This is a genomic window from Streptomyces odontotermitis (assembly GCF_050510915.1).
Taxonomy (GTDB): domain Bacteria; phylum Actinomycetota; class Actinomycetes; order Streptomycetales; family Streptomycetaceae; genus Streptomyces.
This window is the reverse complement of record NZ_JBNJLS010000005.1, coordinates 541,396-561,634: the sequence shown is the minus strand read 5'-3', so window position 1 is coordinate 561,634 and position 20,239 is coordinate 541,396. Positions and strand designations below refer to the sequence as shown.

Genomic DNA, 20,239 nt, shown 5'->3' with positions numbered 1-20,239 from the left:
CACCAAGATCATCGGGGGGATATCCCCACCACGGTCCGGGCGCCGCCGACCCCACTCCCGCGAGTGACAAGGCCGGTTCTGGGGCCCTTTGCGACCTGCGCCTTCGCGGACGGCTGCCGGGGGCCGTCGCACGGGAGCCCCATGACCTCGTAAGGTCTTGTTCCGTGTTGGAGGAGATGCGGATACGGTCGCTCGGAGTCATCGACGACGCGGTGGTCGAGCTGTCACCCGGCTTCACCGCCGTGACCGGTGAGACCGGCGCGGGCAAGACGATGGTGGTCACCAGCCTCGGCCTGCTGCTCGGCGGGCGCGCGGACCCGGCCCTGGTGCGGATCGGCGCGAAGTCGGCGGTCGTGGAGGGGCGGATCGCCGTCCCCCAGGGCGCCGCCGCGGTCGTGCGCGCCGAGGAGGCGGGGGCCGAACTCGACGACGGGGCGCTGCTGATCAGCCGGACCGTCTCGGCCGAGGGCCGCTCGCGGGCGCACCTCGGCGGGCGCTCCGTGCCGGTGGGTCTGCTGTCCGAGCTCGCCGACGACCTCGTCGCCGTGCACGGTCAGACCGATCAGCAGGGCCTGCTCAAACCGGCCCGGCAGCGCGGCGCCCTCGACCGGTACGCGGGCGACACGGTCGCCGTGCCGCTCGCCAAGTACACGGCCGCCTACCGCAGGCTGCGGGCCGTCGCCGGCGAGGTCGAGGAGATCACCACGCGCGCGCGTGAGCGCGCCCAGGAAGCGGACCTGCTGCGCTTCGGCCTCGACGAGGTCGCGGCCGTCGAGCCGCGCGCGGGCGAGGACGTCGAACTCGCCGCCGAGGCCGAGCGCCTCGGCCATGCGGAGGCCCTCGCCTCCGCCGCGACGGCCGCGCACGCCGCGCTCGCGGGCAACCCCGAGGACCCCGAGGGCGTCGACGCCTCGACGCTGGTCGCGGGCGCGCACCGGGCACTTGAGGCCGTACGGTCCCACGACCCGGCCCTCTCGGCCCTCGCCGACCGGATCGGCGAGATCGGCATCCTGCTCGGCGACGTCGCGGGGGAGCTCGCCGGGTACGCCGACGACCTGGACGCCGACCCGCTGCGGCTCGCGGCCGTGGAGGAGCGGCGGGCGGCGCTGACCCAGCTGACCCGGAAGTACGGCGAGGACATCAACGCGGTGCTCGCGTGGGCCGAGGAGGGCGCCGCGCGGCTCACCGAGCTGGAGGGCGACGACGACCGGTTGACCGAGCTGACCGCCGAGCGGGACGCCCTGCGGGGCGAACTCTCCGGTCTCGCCCAGGAGTTGACGCAGGCCCGGCAGGAGGCGGCATCGCGGTTCGCGGACGCCGTGACCGAGGAGCTGTCGTCGCTCGCGATGCCCCACGCGCGCGTGTCCTTCGACGTGCGCAGCACGGAGGTGGCCGAGGACACCGACGGCGTGGAGGTCGACGGGCGCTTCGTCGCGTACGGGCCCGCGGGCGTGGACGAGGTCGAGCTGCTGCTCGCCCCGCACCCCGGTGCGCCCCCGCGCCCCATCGCCAAGGGCGCGTCCGGCGGTGAGCTCTCGCGTGTGATGCTCGCGGTGGAGGTCGTCTTCGCGGGCACGGACCCGGTGCCGACGTACCTCTTCGACGAGGTGGACGCGGGCGTGGGCGGCAAGGCGGCGGTCGAGATCGGGCGGCGGCTCGCGAAGCTGGCGAAGTCGGCGCAGGTGGTGGTCGTCACGCACCTTCCGCAGGTGGCGGCGTTCGCCGACCGGCAGTTGCTGGTGGAGAAGACCAACGACGGGTCGGTGACGCGGTCCGGGGTGCAGGTGCTCGAGGGGGAGGACCGGATCCGGGAGCTGTCGCGGATGCTGGCGGGCCAGGAGGACTCGGAGACCGCGCGGGCGCATGCGGAGGAGCTGCTGGCCGCGGCGAAGGTGGACCGCTAGCTTCCCTCGGGGCGCGGCCATGGGGTGGCGCCCCTGATTTCGGTAGGGCCCCGCCAGGGGGTGGCGGCCCCGGTTCCGGTCCGGCCCCGTCAGAGGGCTGCGCCCTCGATTCCGGTACGGCTCAGGCTCCCCGTACGGAAGAAATCGTGAAGTAACCCGCGGTAGCCGACCGGAAACCGTCCCGTGCGGGCGGCTTTGATGCGAAAGTGCTTGGGCCCGGCCGGAGTTGAAGCCCGCCCCCAGCTGGGGCGCACCCGCTGTCCCGCGCCCCCTCGGCTCACCCGTGTGGGTGATCCACCGCGACACGTTGCCCGGTCCCTCGCGGAACTGACCTTTCGGCGGTGCCGGAACGTCCGTACGGACTGGCATCCTTGGCGCAGCCCGATCCGACGGCGCAGCCCGACCAGACGGCCCAGCCCGACCCGACCGACGCCGACCCAGGAGCCCCGGCCACGTGAGTCACGTGAGCAGCCAGAGCAGCCACTCACCGCACGGTCAGACGCCGCTGCACACCGTGCAGGTCCTGGGCGGTGGCAGCGCGGGCAGCAGCGCGCACGTCCGGTCGCTGGCGGCGGGGCTCGCCGCGCGGGGCGTGCGCGTCACCGTCTGCGCCCCCGCCGAGGTCGGCCGCGCCTACGACCTCGCGGGCAGCGGTGCCCGGCACGTCCCCGTGGCCCGCAGCGCCGACCCCGCCTCGCTCGCCGCACTGCGCGCGGCCTGCGCCGATGCCGACCTGGTGCACGCGCACGGGCTGCACGCCGCGCTCCGCGCCGCCGTCGCCCTCACCGGCAAGTCGACCCCGCTCGTCGTCACCTGGCACACCCGCGCCCATGCCGAGGGGGCGCGTGCCCGCGTGCTGCGCCTCCTGGAGCGCCGGGTGGCCCGGGCCGCGTCCGTGGTTCTCGGCACCTCCTCCGACCTCGTCGACCGGGCGCGCGGCAGGGGCGCGCGAGATGCCCGGCTCGCCCCGCTCGCGCTCCCGCTGCGGACGCCGCCGCCCCCTTCCGGCGCGGAGCCGGAGCGCCACTGCCACAAGGCCCGCGCCGAACTCGGTGCCGTGGACCGGCCGTTGCTCCTGGCCGTGGGCGCGCTCGAACCCCACCGGGGCTACGACACGGTGCTCGACGCCACGCGCGCGTGGCAGGACCTCGACCCGGTGCCGCTCGTCGTCATCGCGGGCGAGGGGCCCGAGCGGGCCGCGCTGCAGCACCGGATCGAGAGCGAGGGCCTGCCCGCCCGCCTCGTCGGGCGCCGGGACGACGTGCCGGAGCTGCTGGCCGCCGCGGACCTGGCGCTGCTGCCCAGCCGGTGGGAGTCGCGCTCCGTCCTCGCGCAGGAAGCGCTCCACGCGCGCGTGCCGCTCGTCGCGACCGCCGTCGGCGGCATCCCCGAACTGGTCGGCGACGCCGCCGAACTCGTCCCCTACGGAGACGCGCAGGCCCTCGCCGAAGCCGTCGTACGGCTGCTCGCGGACCCCGAGCGCCGGGAGCGCCTGCGGATCAAGGGACAGGCGCAGGCGGCGTCCTGGCCGACCGAGGACGAGACGGTGACGCAAGTCCTGAGCGTCTACGACGAGTTGACGCAACCCCTGGTCACATACTGACCCTTGGTCACGCACCGACTCGCCGGGGTCACTGACTCGCCGGGGTCACTGGGGTCACCGGGGTCACCGGGGTCACTGGGGTACGTGCCGCCTCGCCCGCAGCGCCAGGCTCAGCGCGAGGACCGTCTGCGGGTCGTCGAGGTCGGTGCCCAGCAACTCGCCTATCCGGGCGAGGCGGTTGTAGAGGGTCTGCCGGTTCAGGTGCAGCTCCCGGGCGGTCTCCGCCTTGCGGCCCGCATGCGCCAAGTACGTCTGGAGCGTGGGCAGCAGCGGCGGGCGGGAGCGCCGGTCGTGGTCCTGGAGCGGGCCGATCGCGCGCTCCACGAAGGCCGCGAGGGCCGCGTTGTCGTGGTTGTGCAGGCGCCAGAGGAGGAGGTCGATGTCGAGGCGGCGCGCGTCGTACCAGGGCCGGTCGGTGAGTCCCTGCGCCGCCGTGGCCGTCTCCGCCGCGTGCCGCAGACCCGCCGACGCCGCCGCCCAGCCGCCCGCGACCCCGACCACCACGACGGGTGGCTGCGCCCCGGCGCGCTGCATCCCGGCCCGTTCGACCCCGGCCCGCAGCGCCGCCGCGACCCGGTCGGCGACCGCGTCCCGCTCCGACTCCGAGCGAAGGCCGAGCAGCAGCGGCACCCGCCCCTCGACCGGCCGCACGCCGAGCAGCGCGGGCACGCCCACCGACGCCAGCTCCTCCGAGACCGCCCGTGCGAGCACCGCCCAGCCGCCGCCGGGGGAGAGGCCGTCCGCGAGGCGCATCACGACCGGCAGGAGCGGGCTGCCCGCGGGGCCCGGCTTGAAGCCGAGCACCCGGGCCTGCGCGGGGGCGTCCTCCGCGGTGATGCGGCCCTCCGCGAGGTCGGTGAGGAAGTCGCCGCGGCCGCGCGCGGCCAACTCCTCCTCCTGGCGGGCCTGCATCAGTACGACGGCGAGGGAGCCCGCGGCCCGCTCCGCCGCCATCCGGTGCACCGGGAGCAGCGGCGTCGCCACCGCCAGCATCACCAGGCGCGCCCGTACGGATCCGGAGCCGGGCCCGCCGCCCGGGACATCGACGAGCACCGCGCCCGTGGGCGGCCCGTCCCGGTCCACGCCGCGGCCGCGCAGCCCCTCCCACACCTGGAGCGGGTCGGCGCACTCGGCACCGGTGGCCCGGGCCCCGGCCGCGTACAGGAGCTGTCCGTCCGGCGTCTCCAGGAAGACCGGGTTGCCGCTGAACTCCGCGAGGATGCCCAGGACTTGGGGGACGCCGCCCCCGTCGAGCAGCGCCCCCGTGCACCGCCGGTGGACCTCCTCGGCCCGCTGGAGCAGCGCGTAGTGGCCGTTGACGATCTCGGTGTGGACCTCTTCGGTGACCGTCACGAACGGCACCTCGCGGTGCAGCTGCACCAGCGGGAGTCCGGCCGCGCGCGCCGTGTCCACGAGGGCGGCGGGCAGCCGGCTGAAGCGCGGGCCGAGCTCGACGACGAGGGCCGCGATGCCGCGCTCGGCGAGCTTGCGGACGAAGGCGCGCTGCTCGGCGGGGCGGGTGCCGAGGCCGAGGCCCGTGGTCAGGAGCAGCTCGCCGCCCTTGAGCAGCGAGGCGATGTTCGGCACTTCGCCCGCGTGCACCCACCGCACCGTCCGCTGCAGCCGTTCGGCGCCCGCGACGACCTCCGGAAGCCCACCGCGCAGACCCGGCAGCTCCAGCGCCCGCTGCACGGTGATTCCACCCTGTGTGCCCTGACCGTCCATATGGCGGACGCTACCTGGGCGCACGTTCCCGGAACATCACCCGGGCGTTACGGGAGTGATCAAAGGGCCCCGCGGCCCGACAACTCGTCGCTCCTTCAAGCGAATTGCGCGACCTCCTGTCGCTTGTGGCGTACGTCACTCAACGGCAGGGTGTCCCGCCATGGCAGAGCACATGGCAGAGCAGATGGCAGAGCGACCAACCACCCCCTCCGTGCAGCGGCTCAAGGCGAACTCCGTCGGCCTGGTCGGCGTCGTCTTCATGGCCGTCGCCACCGCCGCGCCCATCACCGCGATGACCGGCAACCTCCCCATCGCGGTCGGCGCGGGCAACGGCACCGGCGCCCCCGCCGGCTATCTCTTCGCGACCGCCGTCCTGACCGTCTTCTCCGTCGGCTATGTCGCGATGGCCAAGCGGATCACGGCGGCGGGCGCCTTCTACGGCTACATCTCGCACGGCCTCGGGCGCATCGCGGGCATGGCGTCGGGGATGCTCGCCGTGCTTGCGTACATCGTCTTCGAGGCGTCGATCGTCGGCGTCTTCTCGTACTTCGCGAGGACCACGGTCCACGACCAACTCGGCGTGGACGTCCCGTGGATCGTGTACGCGGCCGCGATGCTCGCCGTCACCGCGGTCCTCGCCCACTTCGACATCAACTGGTCGCCGAGATCGCGGTGCTCTTCGCCGTGGCGACGGCGGTGCTCCTCCACGGCGGCGGCCCGGACGGCATCCCGGTCGAGCCGGTCAACCCGAAGAACGCCTTCACCGGCACCTCCGCCGGACTCGGCCTCTTCTTCGCCTTCTGGTCCTGGGTCGGCTTCGAGTCGACCGCCATGTACGGGGAGGAGTCCCGCGACCCCAAGCGCGTCATCCCGCGCGCGACGCTCATCTCCGTGGTGGGTGTCGGGCTCTTCTACATCTACGTCTCCTGGATGACGATCGCGGGCAACGGGCTGACGGGTTCGGTGAAGGTCTCGCAGTCCACCAGCCCGCTCGACCTGTTCTTCGACCCGGCACACTCCTTCATCGGGGCCTGGGCGGTGGACGCCTTCCAATGGCTGCTCATCACCGGCTCGTTCGCCTGCGGCATGGCCTTCCACCAGTGCGCGGCCCGCTACCTCTACGCGATCGGCCGCGAGGGCTTCCTGCACCCCGCCCTCGGCCGCACGCACCCCGCGCACGGCTCCCCGTACCTCGCCTCGTACGTGCAGTCGGCGATCGCCGTGGCCCTGGTGGCCGCCTTCTGGCTCACCGGCCAGGACCCGTACGCCGACCTCTACACGCTGCTCGCGATCCTCGGCACGATGGCGATCCTCCTCGTGCAGACGCTCTGCTCGTTCGCCGTCATCGGCTACTTCCGGCGCAACCACCCGGAGGACCGCCACTGGTTCAGGACCCTCGTGGCGCCGCTGCTCGGCGGCATCGGCATGATCGCGGTCGTCGTCCTGCTGGTGATCAACATGGACACCGCGGCGGGCACGGCCGCGGACTCGCTCTTCTTCACGGCCATCCCGTGGATCGTCGGCCTCGTCTTCTTCGGCGGCCTCGGCCTCGGCCTGTATCTGCGGGCCCGGCAGCCGCACCGCTACGAGATCATCGGCCGCATCGTCCTGGAGGACGCGGCCGAACGCACGGACGGCGACGGGAAACCCGCCGCCGTCCCCACTGCTCCGTAAGTGGCCCTAGCCTCCGTACGCCCCGCTCGCCGTCAGCCGCAGCGCCGTGTCGATCAGCGGCACGTGACTGAACGCCTGCGGGAAGTTGCCGACCTGGCGCTGCAGCCGGGGGTCCCACTCCTCGGCGAGCAGCCCCAGGTCGTTGCGGAGCGCGAGCAGCTTCTCGAAGAGCTTGCGGGCCTCGTCCACGCGGCCGATCATCGCCAGGTCGTCGGCCATCCAGAACGAGCAGGCCAGGAAGGCCCCTTCATCCCCTTCGAGCCCGTCCACGCCCGCGTCGTCACCGGACGTCGGATAGCGCAGGATGAACCCGTCCGGGGTGGACAGTTCGCGCTGGATGGCCTCGATCGTGCCGATGACGCGCTTGTCGTCGGGCGGCAGGAAGCCCATCTGCGGGATGAGCAGCAGCGAGGCGTCCAGCTCCTTGCTGCCGTACGACTGCGTGAAGGTGTTCCGCTCCTTGTCGTAGCCCTTCTCGCACACGTCCCGGTGGATGTCGTCGCGCAGCTCGCGCCACTTCTCCAGCGGGCCGTCCGCGTCACCGGACTCGATGAGCTTGATCGTGCGGTCCACCGCGACCCAGACCATCACCTTCGAGTGCACGAAGTGCCGGCGCGGGCCGCGCACCTCCCAGATGCCCTCGTCCGGCTCGTCCCAGTGCGACTCCAGGTAGCGGATCAGCTTGAGCTGGAGCAGGGAGGCGTAGTCGCTGCGTGCCAGGCCCGTCATGTGCGCCAGGTGCAGGGCCTCGGTGACCTCGCCGTACACGTCGAGCTGCAGCTGGTGCGCGGCGCCGTTCCCGGCGCGTACGGGCTGTGAATTCTCGTACCCCGGAAGCCAGTCGAGCTCGGTCTCGCCCAACTCCCGCTCGCCCGCGATCCCGTACATGATCTGCAGGTTCTCGGGGTCGCCCGCCACCGCGCGCAGCAGCCACTCACGCCAGGCGCGGGCCTCCTCGCGGTAGCCGGTGCGCAGCAGCGAGGACAGGGTGATCGCGGCGTCGCGCAGCCACGTGAAGCGGTAGTCCCAGTTGCGGCTGCCGCCGATGTCCTCGGGCAGGGAGGTCGTCGGCGCCGCGACGATGCCGCCCGTGGGCCCGTACGTCAGGGCCTTCAGCGTGATCAGCGAGCGGACCACGGCCTCGCGGTACGGGCCGTGGTACGTGCACTGCTCGACCCACTCGCGCCAGAAGTCCTCCGTCGCCGCGAGCGCGTGCTCGGGCTCCGGCAGCGGCGGCGGCTCCTTGTGCGAGGGCTGCCACGAAATGGTGAAGGCGATCCGGTCGCCCGGCGCCACCGTGAAGTCCGAGTACGTCGTCAGGTCCTTGCCGAAGGTCTCGGCGGGGGTGTCCAGCCACACCGAGTCGGGGCCCGCGACGGCGACGGTGCGCCCGTCGACCTTGTGCACCCAAGGAGTGATCCGCCCGTACGAGAACCGCATGCGCAGCGCCGAGCGCATCGGCACCCGGCCGCTGACGCCCTCGACGATCCGCACCAGCTGCGGGTTGTCGGTGTCGCGCGGGGGCATGAAATCGGTCACCCGGACCGTGCCGCGCGGGGTGTCCCACTCGGACTCCAGGATCAGTGAGTCGCCGCGGTAGGTGCGGCGGCTGGCCGGCTGTGGCGCGGCGTCCGGCACATGGGCGGGCCCGAGCCGCCAGAAGCCGTGCTCCTCTGTGCCGAGCAGTGCCGCGAAGACGGCGTGAGAGTCGAAGCGGGGCAGACACAGCCAGTCGACTGTGCCGTCCCGGCAGACCAGCGCCGCGGTCTGCATGTCTCCAATGAGTGCGTAGTCCTCGATGCGCCCGGCCACGTGCATCTCCAGTCCAACGGACACGTCGCCCTCAGGGGGCGCTCGCTGTGCGGTCAAGGGTTCGCGGTGAAGCGAACTCGGCTCCTGCGGTGTCGAGGGTTCGCTGTGCGACGAACCAGACGGACCCCGACAAGCCTCTTGCTCCGGGAGAAACGGTCGGGTTGTGCCGTACTGCCGTCCCACCCGTCCGCCCGCGCACGACCCCCTCCAAGGAAGACCGAAACTCTCCCTTGTCGCCGACTCGGCAGCGAGCGTCCGAGCAGGATACGACGCACCCCAGTGATCTGCGTGCCGGTCGGGGCAATGGATATACGCCGAACGGGTGGGCGGTGGACGGGACGCGTGAGCGCATGACTGCCGAGCGTGGCCGGAAGCAGCCTCCTTCGGTCGCTGTTACCCTGGTAGCCCGTGGACCGGTGGTCTCAGAACCCCCGAACCGCAGCGACGGCACCCCCGGAAATCTCCGGACCGGCGGCCGGAACGCACCTCCAGACCGCGACCACGGGAGCCCCCTCTTGGCCATGCCGCCCAAATCTTCGACGACCAAGCACATCTTCGTCACTGGGGGTGTCGCCTCCTCGCTCGGCAAGGGTCTGACCGCCTCCAGCCTGGGTGCGCTCCTCAAGGCGCGGGGCCTGCGGGTCACGATGCAGAAGCTCGACCCGTACCTGAACGTCGACCCCGGCACGATGAACCCCTTCCAGCACGGCGAGGTGTTCGTCACCAACGACGGCGCCGAGACCGACCTGGACATCGGCCACTACGAGCGCTTCCTCGACGTCGACCTCGACGGCTCCGCCAACGTCACCACCGGCCAGGTCTACTCGCAGGTGATCGCCAAGGAGCGGCGCGGAGAGTACCTGGGCGACACCGTCCAGGTCATCCCGCACATCACGAACGAGATCAAGCACCGCATCCGCCGCATGGCCACGGACGACGTCGACGTCGTGATCACCGAGGTCGGCGGCACGGTCGGCGACATCGAGTCCCTTCCGTTCCTGGAGACCGTCCGCCAGGTCCGCCACGAGGTCGGCCGCGACAACGTCTTCGTCGTGCACATCTCGCTGCTGCCCTACATCGGCCCGTCCGGCGAGCTCAAGACCAAGCCGACCCAGCACTCGGTGGCCGCGCTGCGCAACATCGGCATCCAGCCCGACGCGATCGTGCTGCGCGCCGACCGCGAGGTGCCGACCGCGATCAAGCGCAAGATCTCGCTGATGTGCGACGTCGACGAGGCCGCCGTGGTCGCCGCCATCGACGCCAAGTCGATCTACGACATCCCGAAGGTCCTGCACACCGAGGGCCTGGACGCCTACGTGGTGCGCAAGCTGGACCTGCCCTTCCGCGACGTGGACTGGACGACCTGGGACGACCTGCTCGACCGCGTCCACAACCCCGACCACGAGGTCACCGTCGCGCTCGTCGGCAAGTACATCGACCTGCCCGACGCCTACCTCTCCATCACCGAGGCGATGCGCGCGGGCGGCTTCGCCAACAAGGCCCGCGTCAAGGTCAAGTGGGTCACCTCGGACGACTGCAAGACCCCGGCGGGCGCCAAGAAGCAGCTCGGTGACTGCGACGCGATCCTGATCCCCGGCGGCTTCGGCGACCGCGGCGTGGCCGGCAAGGTCGGCGCGATCCAGTACGCCCGCGAGAACAAGGTGCCGCTGCTCGGCATCTGCCTCGGCCTGCAGTGCATCGTCATCGAGGCCGCCCGCAACCTCGCGGACATCCCGGACGCCAACTCCACCGAGTTCGACGCCGCCACCGCCCACCCCGTCATCTCCACCATGGCCGAGCAGCTCGACATCGTCGCGGGCGAGGGCGACATGGGCGGCACGATGCGCCTGGGCATGTACCCGGCCAAGCTCGCCGAGGGCTCCATCGCCCGCGAGGTGTACGACGGCAAGGAGTACGTGGAGGAGCGCCACCGGCACCGCTACGAGGTGAACAACGCCTACCGCGCCGAGCTGGAGAAGAAGGCCGGCCTGCAGTTCTCCGGCACCTCCCCGGACGGCAAGCTCGTCGAGTACGTCGAGTACCCGCGCGAGGTCCACCCCTACCTGGTCGCCACCCAGGCGCACCCGGAGCTCCGCTCGCGCCCGACCCGCCCGCACCCGCTCTTCGCGGGCCTGGTGAAGGCGGCCGTCGAGCGCCAGAAGACGGCGAAGAAGGCCAAGTAACAGCAGGTTGTACGGTTGCCGGGGTGCGTGCCTTTCGTGGCGCGTGCCCCGGTTTCTTTGGTGTGTGCGCGGTGGCGCGTGGTGCCGCGCGGAGAGAGGACAGGGCTTCATGACGATCAAGGACAGCGCCCAGGAGTGGGAGATCCGGGGGAGCGAGACGCCGTTCGTCGGCAACAAGACCTCCGTCCGCACCGACGACGTGGTCATGCCCGACGGCAGCGTGGTCCGCCGCGACTACCAGGTCCACCCCGGCTCCGTCGCCGTCCTCGCCCTCGACGACGAGGGCCGCGTCCTGGTCCTGAGCCAGTACCGCCACCCCGTGCGCCAGAAGCTCTGGGAGATCCCCGCGGGCCTGCTCGACATCCCCGGCGAGAACCCGCTGCACGCCGCCCAGCGCGAGCTCTACGAAGAGGCGCACGTGAAGGCCGAGGACTGGCGGGTCCTCACCGACGTCTACACCACCCCCGGCGGCTGCGACGAGGCCGTGCGGATCTTCCTCGCGCGCAACCTCTCCGAGGCCGAGGGCGAGCGCTTCGCCGTCGAGGACGAGGAGATCGACATGGAGCTGGCCCGGGTGCCGCTCGCCGATCTCGTACGGGGTGTCCTCGCCGGCGAGCTGCACAACAACTGCCTTGTGGTGGGCGCCCTTTCGCTCGCCGCGGCCCTCGCGGGCGACGGCCTGGAGGCGCTGCGCCCGGCCGAAGCTCCCTGGCCCGCCCGGCCCTTCGAGGTCTGATCCGGGCCGCGGTGGCCGCACCGCCGCGGTCTGACCATCTCCTGATCCGATCGGGCGACTTGCGCGCGCCGCTCCGCCGGGTAGGCGACAGCGCCTGAACTAGGCTCTGGAAGCGTCCCGACCGGAGTCCCGGCGGGTTCGTGCGCACGCGGACGGGAGCATGGCCCGTGACGGATCAGGCAGTCGACACGGACGGTTCGGCGGCGGGTGCCGCGACACCGGCGCCCACGGCGGCGGCCGCCGCAGGAACCTCCGGGAGCAGTCAATTCCTCGGCAGAAGCCGGGAGTTGAAGGAGCTGCGCGCCGACATCGACCGGGCCGGACTCGACACCCTCTCCGGGCGCAAGGCCCCCCGCGCCCGGGTCCTGCTCATCGCGGGCCGCCCCGGCTCCGGCCGCACCGCCCTCGCCGACGAGCTCGCCCGCAGGGTCGCCGCCGACTACCCCGACGGCATCCTGCGCGCCCGGCTCACCGACCCCGACGGCACCCGCGTCCCCACCGAGCGCACCGCCCGCGAGCTCCTCGAGGCCCTCGACGACGCCGCCCCGCCCGGCGCCGCCGAGGACGATCTGACCGAACGCCTGCGCGGGGCCCTCGCCACCCGGCGCGCGCTGCTCGTCCTGGACGACGCGGCCGACGCCGAGCAGGTCGACCCGCTGCTCCCGGACGCCCCGGACTGCCTGGTCGTGGCCGTCTCGCAGGGCCCGCTCACCGGGATCCCCGACGTCCGGCCGTGCACCCTCGGCGGCCTGGACACCGAGGCCGCGGTGGGCCTGCTCGCCCGCGCCTCCGGGCCGGTGCGCATCACCGTCGACCCGCGCTCCGCCGAGAGCCTGGTGGAGGCGTGCGGGGCGCACCCGATGGCCCTCGTCCTCGCGGGCGGCTGGCTCTCGGTGCGGCCCAAGGCCGCCGTCGCCGACCTCGCCAAGCAGATCCACGACCTGCCGGCGGAGGAGGGCGCGTCCGCCGCCACCCTGTCCGGGGGACTCGCCGGTCTCGGCAAGGTGTTCCGGCTCTCGTACGACTCGCTGCCCGCGCCCGCCGCGCGGATACTGCGATTCCTCTCCCTCGCGCCCGCGGGCCACGTCGACCCGCACACCGCGTCCGCGCTCGCCGGCTGCTCGGTCTCCGCGGCCCGCACCACCCTGGACGACTTCGTCGCGCTCGGCCTGGTGCGCGCGGTGGACTCGCCGCTGCCGCAGTACGAGGTCCCGGGCTGCCTGGTGCCGCTGCTGCGCGGTCTCACCGAGACCCACGACCGGCCCGGCGAGGTCCAGCTGGCGCGGGCCCGGATGCTGGAGCGGACCGTGCGGCTGCTGCAGTCCTGCCGCGCCGTCACCGAGCCCGAGGGCTCAGCGGCCCGCAAGAAGCTCGCCGGGCTGCCGCGCGCGCTGCGCTTCCCGACTCCCCGCGCCGCCGCGGACTGGCTCTGGATCCGGGAGCCCGCCCTGCTCGCCGCCGCCCGCCTCGCGGTCGCCGACGGGGAGCTCGACACCCTGGCCCGGCGCCTGATGGCCGCGCTGACCCGGGCCTTGGTCGCCCACCGCGGCACCGAGGCCGCCGCCCCCGTCCTCTACGGGATCCACCGGCTGGTCCTGGACGTCGCCGAGCGCCGCGAGCTGCCCCGCGAGCAGGCGGCGGCGCTGCTCAACCTCGCGGACCTGGACGCGCAGACCGGGCGTACGCACGAGGCCCTGGCCCGCTACCGGGCGGCCCTTGACGCCGGACGGGCGGCCAACGACCCGTACGCGACGGCCCGGGCGATGGAATCCGTAGGCGGCGCCTACCAGGAGCTGGGGGACTGGCAGCGGGCCGCCGACTGGTTCGGCCGGGCCCTGGCGCAGCGCCTCACCCGCGGGGAGCGCGTCGACGCCGCCCGGCTGCACGGCCGCATCGGCACCGCCAACACCTACGCGGGCCGCTACGGGGAGGCGCTGCGCAACTGGAGCTCGGCGGTCGCCGGGCACCGCAAGGCCGGTGATGTGGCGAGCCAGGCGCGGGCGCTGAGCGAGATGGCGCGGGTGCAGGAGTACGCGGGCCGCCCCGAGGAGTCCCTGCGCACCTGCCAGGAGGCGGTCGAGTGGGCGCGGCAGGCGAAGGACGTACGCCTCCAGGCCGCCCTGCAGCTGCGGCTCGCGGACACCCTGGAGCGGCTGGGGGACCCGGCGGCCGCCCGGCTGCACAGGGGCGCCGCCGAGCGCATGCTGGGAACGGAGTTCCAGGAGGTCACGGGGCTTGGTTCCGACGATCGAGCGCAGTCCTCGACCTACGAAATCCGTAGTGCAGTCGAAAAAGATTGATGCTTTGGAAGGCTAGACAGTCAGAAATCCTTCATTAGACTGGCTCCGCCGCGTACTTCCGTGGTGTCTCCGATGTGCGCTCTGCGCATCGTTTTGTAGTGCAGTGACCGTAAAATCCCTGAGCCAAGGACCGTGATCGACGTGAAGGTCGGCATCCCCCGCGAGGTCAAGAACAACGAGTTCCGGGTGGCCATCACCCCCGCCGGTGTGCACGAGCTCGTGCGCCACGGCCACCAGGTCGTCATCGAGCGCAACGCCGGTGCCGGCTCCTCGATCACGGACGAGGAGTTCATCTCCGCCGGAGCCAAGATCCTGGAGACCGCGGACGAGGTCTGGGCCACCGCCGACCTCCTGCTGAAGGTCAAGGAGCCCATCGCGGAGGAGTACCACCGCCTCCGCAAGGACCAGACCCTCTTCACCTACCTGCACCTGGCCGCCTCCAAGGAGTGCACGGACGCGCTCCTGGAGTCGGGCACCACGGCGATCGCGTACGAGACGGTCGAGACCGCGGGCCGCCAGCTGCCGCTGCTCGCCCCGATGTCCGAGGTCGCGGGCCGCCTGGCCCCGCAGGTCGGCGCCTACCACCTGATGCGCTTCAACGGCGGCCGCGGCGTGCTGCCCGGCGGCGTCCCCGGCACCCACCCGGGCAAGGCCGTGGTCATCGGCGGCGGCGTCTCCGGCTGGAACGCGACGCAGATCGCCGTCGGCATGGGCTTCCACGTGACCCTGCTCGACCGGGACATCAACAAGCTGCGCGAGGCCGACAAGGTCTTCGGCACCAAGGTCCGCGCCGTCATGTCCAACGCCTTCGAGCTGGAGAAGGCCGTCCTCGACGCCGACCTCGTCATCGGCGCCGTCCTCATCCCGGGCGCCAAGGCGCCGAAGCTCGTCACCAACGAGCTCGTCTCGCGGATGAAGCCGGGAAGTGTCCTTGTCGACATCGCGATCGACCAGGGTGGCTGCTTCGAGGACTCGCACCCCACCACCCACGCCGAGCCGACCTTCAAGGTCCACGAGTCGGTCTTCTACTGCGTCGCCAACATGCCCGGCGCGGTGCCCAACACCTCGACGTACGCGCTGACCAACGCGACGCTCCCGTACATCGTCGAACTCGCCAACCGCGGCTGGGTCGAGGCCCTGCGCCGTGACCCCGCGCTCGCCCTGGGCCTCAACACCCATGACGGCAAGGTGGTTTACAAGGAGGTCGCCGAGGCCCACGGCCTCGACCACGTCGAGCTGGAGGCGCTGCTCGGCTGACCCGTCAGCCGACTCCCGTCAACTGTCGACACTTTCGTCAACGAAAGTCGTCAATCTCACGCCCACGGCCGGACCTTGCGAGGGGTCCGGCCGTGTGCGTATCCGCGCCGAGTGGCTCAACTCGCCGTGAACGTAACCCTTTAACCGTTTCGCCCACCCCTGAAACGTGTCGACAGCATGCCGCGCGCCCTTGACACAGGGGTGTTCGGATGCCGACACATCGGGCCGGGTCCGGCGGATTGTGTTGCTGTCGACCGGTGACACGCCATAGAGTCGCCAACCGTCGGCATGGTGCCACGCTGACCTATCTAGAAATTTCCTGGTCACCAAGGAGGTAAGACGACTTGTGAATGAGTCGACATTTGCTCCCGGGGGTGGTCAGCCAGGAACGCCTGAGCGGGGCCAGGGGCCCGTGGGGCTAGAGGCTGTCGGCTCCGTCGCGGTCCGCACCTTCGAAGCCCGTCAGAGTCCGCAACTGACTCAGCCGACTCAGTCAGTACCCCAGAGCATGGATGGCCATCACGTGAACGCCATGGCCGGCGACCGGAGTGGCGACAACACCACCCACACCCACCTCGCCGACTACGAAGAGCTGCCCCAGGGTCATTTCTACGACCCCGACGCGGAGTACGAGCCCGACCCGGAGTACGCGGCCACGCTCGCCCCGGACGCCGCGCGCCAGCGCCGCGAGCGCATCGGCCCGACCGGACGCCCGCTGCCGTACTTCCCGATCCCCGGGCCGCTGACCGACCACGGTCCCGCGAAGATCATCGCGATGTGCAACCAGAAGGGCGGCGTCGGCAAGACCACGTCGACCATCAACCTGGGGGCCGCGCTCGCCGAGTACGGCCGCCGGGTCCTGCTCGTCGACTTCGACCCGCAGGGCGCCCTCTCCGTGGGCCTCGGGGTCAACCCGATGGAGCTCGACCTCACCGTCTACAACCTGCTCATGGAGCGGGGCATGTCGGCGGACGAGGTGCTCCTGAAGACGGCGGTCCCGAACATGGACCTGCTGCCCAGCAACATCGACTTGTCGGCCGCGGAAGTGCAGTTGGTCAGCGAGGTGGCCCGGGAGTCCACGCTGCAGCGGGCGTTGAAGCCGCTGATGCAGGACTACGACTACATCGTGATCGACTGTCAGCCCTCGCTCGGCCTGCTGACGGTGAACGCCCTGACGGCGGCTCACAAGGTGATCGTCCCGCTGGAGTGCGAGTTCTTCGCGCTGCGCGGTGTCGCGCTGCTCACCGAGACGATCGAGAAGGTGCAGGAACGTCTCAACCCGGACCTCGAACTCGACGGCATCCTCGCCACGATGTACGACTCCCGCACGGTGCACAGCCGTGAGGTGCTCGCACGCGTGGTGGAAGCCTTCGACGATCACGTCTACCACACGGTGATCGGGCGGACCGTGCGCTTCCCGGAGACCACGGTCGCCGGTGAGCCCATCACCACGTACGCCTCCAACTCGGTCGGCGCGGCCGCCTATCGTCAGCTCGCCAGGGAGGTGCTCGCCCGGTGTCACGCCGAGTGAGTCTGCCGGGGGCCGACGAACTGTTCCGTACGACCGGGGGGATGGCGCTGCAGGCGTCGTCGCCGCGGCGCCAGGCCAACGGCGAGGCGCGGGTGCCCGCACCGGCGGGCGAGAGCGACGAGGCGGCCGCCGGGGAGCCGCAGGGCGAGGGCAGTGACTCCGCCGAACCCGCCGATTCCGCCGAACACGCGGCGGCGGACGCGGAGTCCGGGACCGGGTCCCGGAGCCGGGCCGCGCAGGAAGGTTCGGGCGCGGGGAACGGGGGCTCCGCCGCCGCCGGCAAGGGCAAGTCCGCGGGTTCCTCCACCGCGCAGGCGCGGCGGCGGGCGCGGGCGGCCAACCGGCGGCCCAGCGGGCGCGAGCGCCACGACGAGAAGATCACCGTGTACGTCTCCGCCGAGGAGCTCATGGACCTCGAGCACGCGCGGCTCGTGCTGCGCGGTGAGCACGGGCTCGCCGTCGACCGGGGGCGGATCGTGCGGGAGGCCGTCGCCGTCGTGCTCGCGGATCTCGAGTCGCGAGGGGACGCGAGCATTCTCGTACGACGGCTTCGAGGCAGGTAGCGGTAGCCTTCCGGCCTGATGCCGACCACTGACGACTCCGCACCGCCGCCCGTTCGCCGCGCCCTGGGGCGCGGGCCCGGGGCGGCTCCTGCGGAGCCGGAGCCCTTGCCCGCGGCCGTTGCCGAGGAAGCCCCGTCGGAGGCGGAAGCGGAGCCGGCGCCGGTGGGTGAGCCCGTCGCCGAGCCCGACGACGGGCGGTTCAAGGTTCGGCTTGCGAACTTCGAGGGCCCCTTCGATCTGCTGCTTCAGCTGATCTCCAAGCACAAGCTGGACGTCACCGAGGTCGCGCTGTCGAAGGTCACCGATGAGTTCATGGCGCACATCCGGGCCATGGGGCCGGACTGGGACCTTGATCAGACCACCGAGTTCCTCGTGGTCGCCGCCACCCTGCTGGATCTGAAGGCGGCGCGGCTGCTGCCCGCCGCCGAGGTGGAGGACGAGGCCGATCTCGCGCTGCTCGAAGCCCGGGACCTGCTGTTCGCGCGGCTGCTGCAGTATCGCGCGTACAAGCAGATCGCCGACATCTTCAGCGGGCGGCTGGAGGAGGAGGCGCGGCGGTATCCGCGGACCGTGGGGCTGGAAGCCCATCATGCCGAGCTGCTGCCGGAAGTCGTCATCAGCATAGGGGCGGAAGGATTCGCCAGGCTCGCCGTGAAGGCGATGCAGCCCAAGGCCAAGCCGCAGGTGTACGTCGATCACATCCACGCGCCGCTCGTCTCCGTGCAGGAGCAGGCCGCCGTCGTGGTGGCGCGGCTGCGCGAGCACGGAGAGGCCAGCTTCCGGCTGCTGATCGAGGACGCGGGGGACACCCTGACCGTCGTCGCCCGGTTCCTCGCGCTGCTGGAGCTGTACCGGGAGAAGGCCGTGGGGCTGGAGCAGGAGGACGCGCTGGGGGAGCTGACGGTGCGCTGGACGGGCGGGGACGGGGACGAGCAGCCGACCGTGACCGATGAGTTCGACCGGCCGCCGGAGCAGCCGCACAAGGACGAGGAGGCGAAGGCGTGAGCGCAGTGCAGGAGCAGGAGCAGGCGAACGTGAGCGCGGTTCGGGCGGGGGAGAAGGAGAGCGGCGGCGGGGGTGCCGGGGCGTCCGGGGTCGCGGAGCTGGCGCTCAAGCCCGCTCTGGAGGCCGTTCTGATGGTCGTCGACGAGCCCGCCACCGAGGAGCACCTCGCCAAGATCCTGCAGCGGCCCGTGCGGCAGGTCGCCGACGCGCTGCGGGAGCTCGCCGACGAGTACACCGTGCAGGGGCGGGGCTTCGAGCTGCGGCTCGTGGCCGGCGGGTGGCGGTTCTACACCCGGCCCGAGTACGCGGCCGCCGTGGAGGGCTTCGTGCTCGACGGCCAGCAGGCGCGGCTCACTCAGGCGGCCCTGGAGACCCTGGCGGTGGTCGCGTACCGGCAGCCGGTCAGCCGGTCCCGGGTCTCCGCCGTGCGCGGCGTGAACTGTGACGGCGTGATGCGCACCCTGCTCCAGCGCGGTCTGGTGGAGGAGGCGGGCGCGGAACCCGAAACAGGTGCGATCCTGTACAGGACGACGAACTACTTCCTGGAGCGGATGGGCCTGCGCGGCCTGGACGAGCTCCCGGAGCTCGCGCCCTTCCTGCCAGAGGCGGACGCGATCGAGGGTGAGACCCAGGAGGGCGTGCCGTCGTTCGATCCGGACGCACCCGATGCGCCGGGTTTCGAGGACGCAGACGACCAGACGGAACTTTGATGCGAAGCAGCAGCGGCAGGAACAGCAGCGGAAACAACGGCGGGAGCCGTGGTGGCAACAGCGGCGGCCGCGGCAACAGCGGCGGCCGGGGAGGCACCGGCGGCCGCGGCAACTACCGGGGCGCCGGCAACGGCCGCGACGACAAGCAGGGCGGCGGCAGGCCGAGCAAGCCGCGTCCCGAGGAGCGGCGCTACGACGTGAGCCCCGCCGACGGCGGCGGCGCCCCCAAGAAGGGCCGTGGCGCGGCGGCGCGCGGCGGGGCCAAGGGCGGCCCCCGCACCTCGCAGGGGAGCGGTGCCCGCGGCAGCCGGCGCGGCGCCCCGGCGACCTCGCGCGAGTTCGACGCGCGGCAGGAGGAGCGCAACCGCGAGCGGTACGCGGGCAAGAAGGAGGTCAGGCTCCCCAAGACCTTCCCCGGTGCCGAGCAGGAGGGCGAGCGCCTGCAGAAGGTGCTCGCGCGCGCGGGCTACGGCTCGCGCCGTGCCTGTGAGGAGCTGGTCGACGAGGCCCGCGTCGAGGTCAACGGCGAGATCGTCCTGGAGCAGGGCCTCCGGGTCGACCCGGAGAAGGACGAGATCAAGGTCGACGGCCTGACGGTGGCCACGCAGTCGTACCAGTTCTTCGCCCTCAACAAGCCCGCCGGTGTCGTGGCGACCATGGAGGACCCGGACGGGCGCCAGTGCCTCGGGGACTACACGAACAACCGTGAGACGCGGCTGTTCCACGTGGGGCGGCTCGACACCGAGACCGAGGGCGTCATCCTGCTCACCAACCACGGCGAGCTGTCCCACCGCCTCACCCACCCCAAGTACGGCGTGAAGAAGACCTACCTCGCGCACATCGTGGGCCCGATCCCGCGCGACCTGGGCAAGCAGCTCAAGGACGGCATCCAGCTGGAGGACGGCTACGCGCGCGCGGACCACTTCCGCGTCGTCGAGCAGACCGGCAAGAACTACCTGGTCGAGGTCACCCTGCACGAGGGCCGCAAGCACATCGTGCGGCGCATGCTCGCCGAGGCCGGGTTCCCGGTCGACAAGCTGGTGCGGGTCGCCTTCGGGCCGATCACGCTCGGCGACCAGAAGTCGGGCTGGCTGCGGCGGCTGTCCAACACGGAGGTCGGGATGCTGATGAAGGAGGTCGACCTGTAGGTCGGCTTCCCTCTCGGGGTTGTGTTCGCCACCCCCTTCTCTTTATGGTCTAGGAGACCAATAAGAGAAGGGGGTGGTCGTGCGTGCA

General features: G+C 72.1%; 13 protein-coding genes and 1 pseudogene. 12 read left to right on the top strand and 2 right to left on the bottom strand.

Annotated features, from left to right (window positions below; translation table 11 throughout):
- The first annotated feature begins 176 nt into the window (after positions 1 to 176).
- Positions 177 to 1,904, top strand: coding sequence for a DNA repair protein RecN (gene recN / locus ACQB60_RS18520; RefSeq protein WP_496927081.1), 1,728 nt, complete (start codon positions 177 to 179; stop codon positions 1,902 to 1,904).
- A 463-nt stretch (positions 1,905 to 2,367) separates the two neighbouring features.
- A complete protein-coding gene (locus ACQB60_RS18515) occupies positions 2,368 to 3,507 on the top strand; it encodes a glycosyltransferase family 4 protein (RefSeq protein ID WP_496927113.1) in 1,140 nt (379 codons plus the stop codon).
- A gap of 72 nt (positions 3,508 to 3,579) precedes the next feature.
- Here the strand turns inward: ACQB60_RS18515 and ACQB60_RS18510 are convergent, their stop codons facing one another.
- Entirely contained in the window at positions 3,580 to 5,232 is a 1,653-nt protein-coding gene (locus ACQB60_RS18510) for a PucR family transcriptional regulator (protein WP_496927080.1), read from the bottom strand.
- A gap of 172 nt (positions 5,233 to 5,404) precedes the next feature.
- On the opposite strand from ACQB60_RS18510, the pseudogene ACQB60_RS18505 reads away from it, so the two are divergent.
- A pseudogene (locus tag ACQB60_RS18505) lies at positions 5,405 to 6,906 on the top strand (APC family permease).
- A 6-nt stretch (positions 6,907 to 6,912) separates the two neighbouring features.
- On the opposite strand, the gene ACQB60_RS18500 reads toward ACQB60_RS18505, so the two are convergent.
- The gene (locus tag ACQB60_RS18500; protein WP_496927112.1) at positions 6,913 to 8,724 is read right to left on the bottom strand and encodes a glycoside hydrolase family 15 protein; all 1,812 of its coding nucleotides are present in this window, start codon (positions 8,722 to 8,724) and stop codon (positions 6,913 to 6,915) included.
- Between the two features lie 515 nt (positions 8,725 to 9,239).
- Here ACQB60_RS18500 and pyrG point away from each other — a divergent pair.
- From pyrG to ACQB60_RS18455, 9 genes are all read left to right on the top strand, one after another.
- The gene (gene pyrG, locus ACQB60_RS18495) at positions 9,240 to 10,901 is read left to right on the top strand and encodes a CTP synthase (protein ID WP_496927079.1); all 1,662 of its coding nucleotides are present in this window, start codon (positions 9,240 to 9,242) and stop codon (positions 10,899 to 10,901) included.
- 109 nt (positions 10,902 to 11,010) lie between these two features.
- Positions 11,011 to 11,637: an NUDIX domain-containing protein gene (locus ACQB60_RS18490; protein WP_496927078.1), complete on the top strand. Its 627-nt coding sequence runs from the start codon at positions 11,011 to 11,013 to the stop codon at positions 11,635 to 11,637.
- Positions 11,638 to 11,804: 167 nt separating this feature from the next.
- On the top strand, positions 11,805 to 13,937 hold the full coding sequence (locus ACQB60_RS18485; RefSeq protein WP_496927077.1) for a tetratricopeptide repeat protein: 2,133 nt from the start codon (positions 11,805 to 11,807) through the stop codon (positions 13,935 to 13,937).
- 141 nt (positions 13,938 to 14,078) lie between these two features.
- The gene (gene ald / locus ACQB60_RS18480) at positions 14,079 to 15,194 is read left to right on the top strand and encodes an alanine dehydrogenase (RefSeq protein ID WP_496927111.1); all 1,116 of its coding nucleotides are present in this window, start codon (positions 14,079 to 14,081) and stop codon (positions 15,192 to 15,194) included.
- A 346-nt stretch (positions 15,195 to 15,540) separates the two neighbouring features.
- Positions 15,541 to 16,725 (top strand): ParA family protein, encoded by a 1,185-nt coding sequence (locus tag ACQB60_RS18475; RefSeq protein ID WP_384846171.1) that lies wholly within the window; start codon positions 15,541 to 15,543, stop codon positions 16,723 to 16,725.
- A complete protein-coding gene (locus tag ACQB60_RS18470) occupies positions 16,710 to 17,288 on the top strand; it encodes a hypothetical protein (RefSeq protein ID WP_496927076.1) in 579 nt (192 codons plus the stop codon). The genes ACQB60_RS18475 and ACQB60_RS18470 overlap by 16 nt, the downstream gene beginning before the upstream one ends.
- Positions 17,289 to 17,306: 18 nt before the next feature.
- Positions 17,307 to 18,293 (top strand): segregation and condensation protein A, encoded by a 987-nt coding sequence (locus tag ACQB60_RS18465; RefSeq protein ID WP_496927075.1) that lies wholly within the window; start codon positions 17,307 to 17,309, stop codon positions 18,291 to 18,293.
- Between the two features lie 29 nt (positions 18,294 to 18,322).
- Positions 18,323 to 19,003: an SMC-Scp complex subunit ScpB gene (gene scpB / locus ACQB60_RS18460; RefSeq protein WP_496927110.1), complete on the top strand. Its 681-nt coding sequence runs from the start codon at positions 18,323 to 18,325 to the stop codon at positions 19,001 to 19,003.
- Entirely contained in the window at positions 19,003 to 20,151 is a 1,149-nt protein-coding gene (locus tag ACQB60_RS18455) for a pseudouridine synthase (RefSeq protein WP_384846177.1), read from the top strand. Before scpB ends, ACQB60_RS18455 begins: the two co-directional genes overlap by 1 nt.
- Positions 20,152 to 20,239: the final 88 nt, after the last annotated feature.

Coding starts and splice junctions, on each gene's coding strand:
- recN (WP_496927081.1), top strand. CDS start 177: ATGCGGATACGGTCGCTCGGAGTCATCGACGACGCGGTGGTCGAGCTG.
- ACQB60_RS18510 (WP_496927080.1), bottom strand. CDS start 5,232: ATGGACGGTCAGGGCACACAGGGTGGAATCACCGTGCAGCGGGCGCTG.
- ACQB60_RS18500 (WP_496927112.1), bottom strand. CDS start 8,724: ATGCACGTGGCCGGGCGCATCGAGGACTACGCACTCATTGGAGACATG.
- pyrG (WP_496927079.1), top strand. CDS start 9,240: ATGCCGCCCAAATCTTCGACGACCAAGCACATCTTCGTCACTGGGGGT.
- ACQB60_RS18490 (WP_496927078.1), top strand. CDS start 11,011: ATGACGATCAAGGACAGCGCCCAGGAGTGGGAGATCCGGGGGAGCGAG.
- ACQB60_RS18465 (WP_496927075.1), top strand. CDS start 17,307: ATGCCGACCACTGACGACTCCGCACCGCCGCCCGTTCGCCGCGCCCTG.
- ACQB60_RS18455 (WP_384846177.1), top strand. CDS start 19,003: ATGCGAAGCAGCAGCGGCAGGAACAGCAGCGGAAACAACGGCGGGAGC.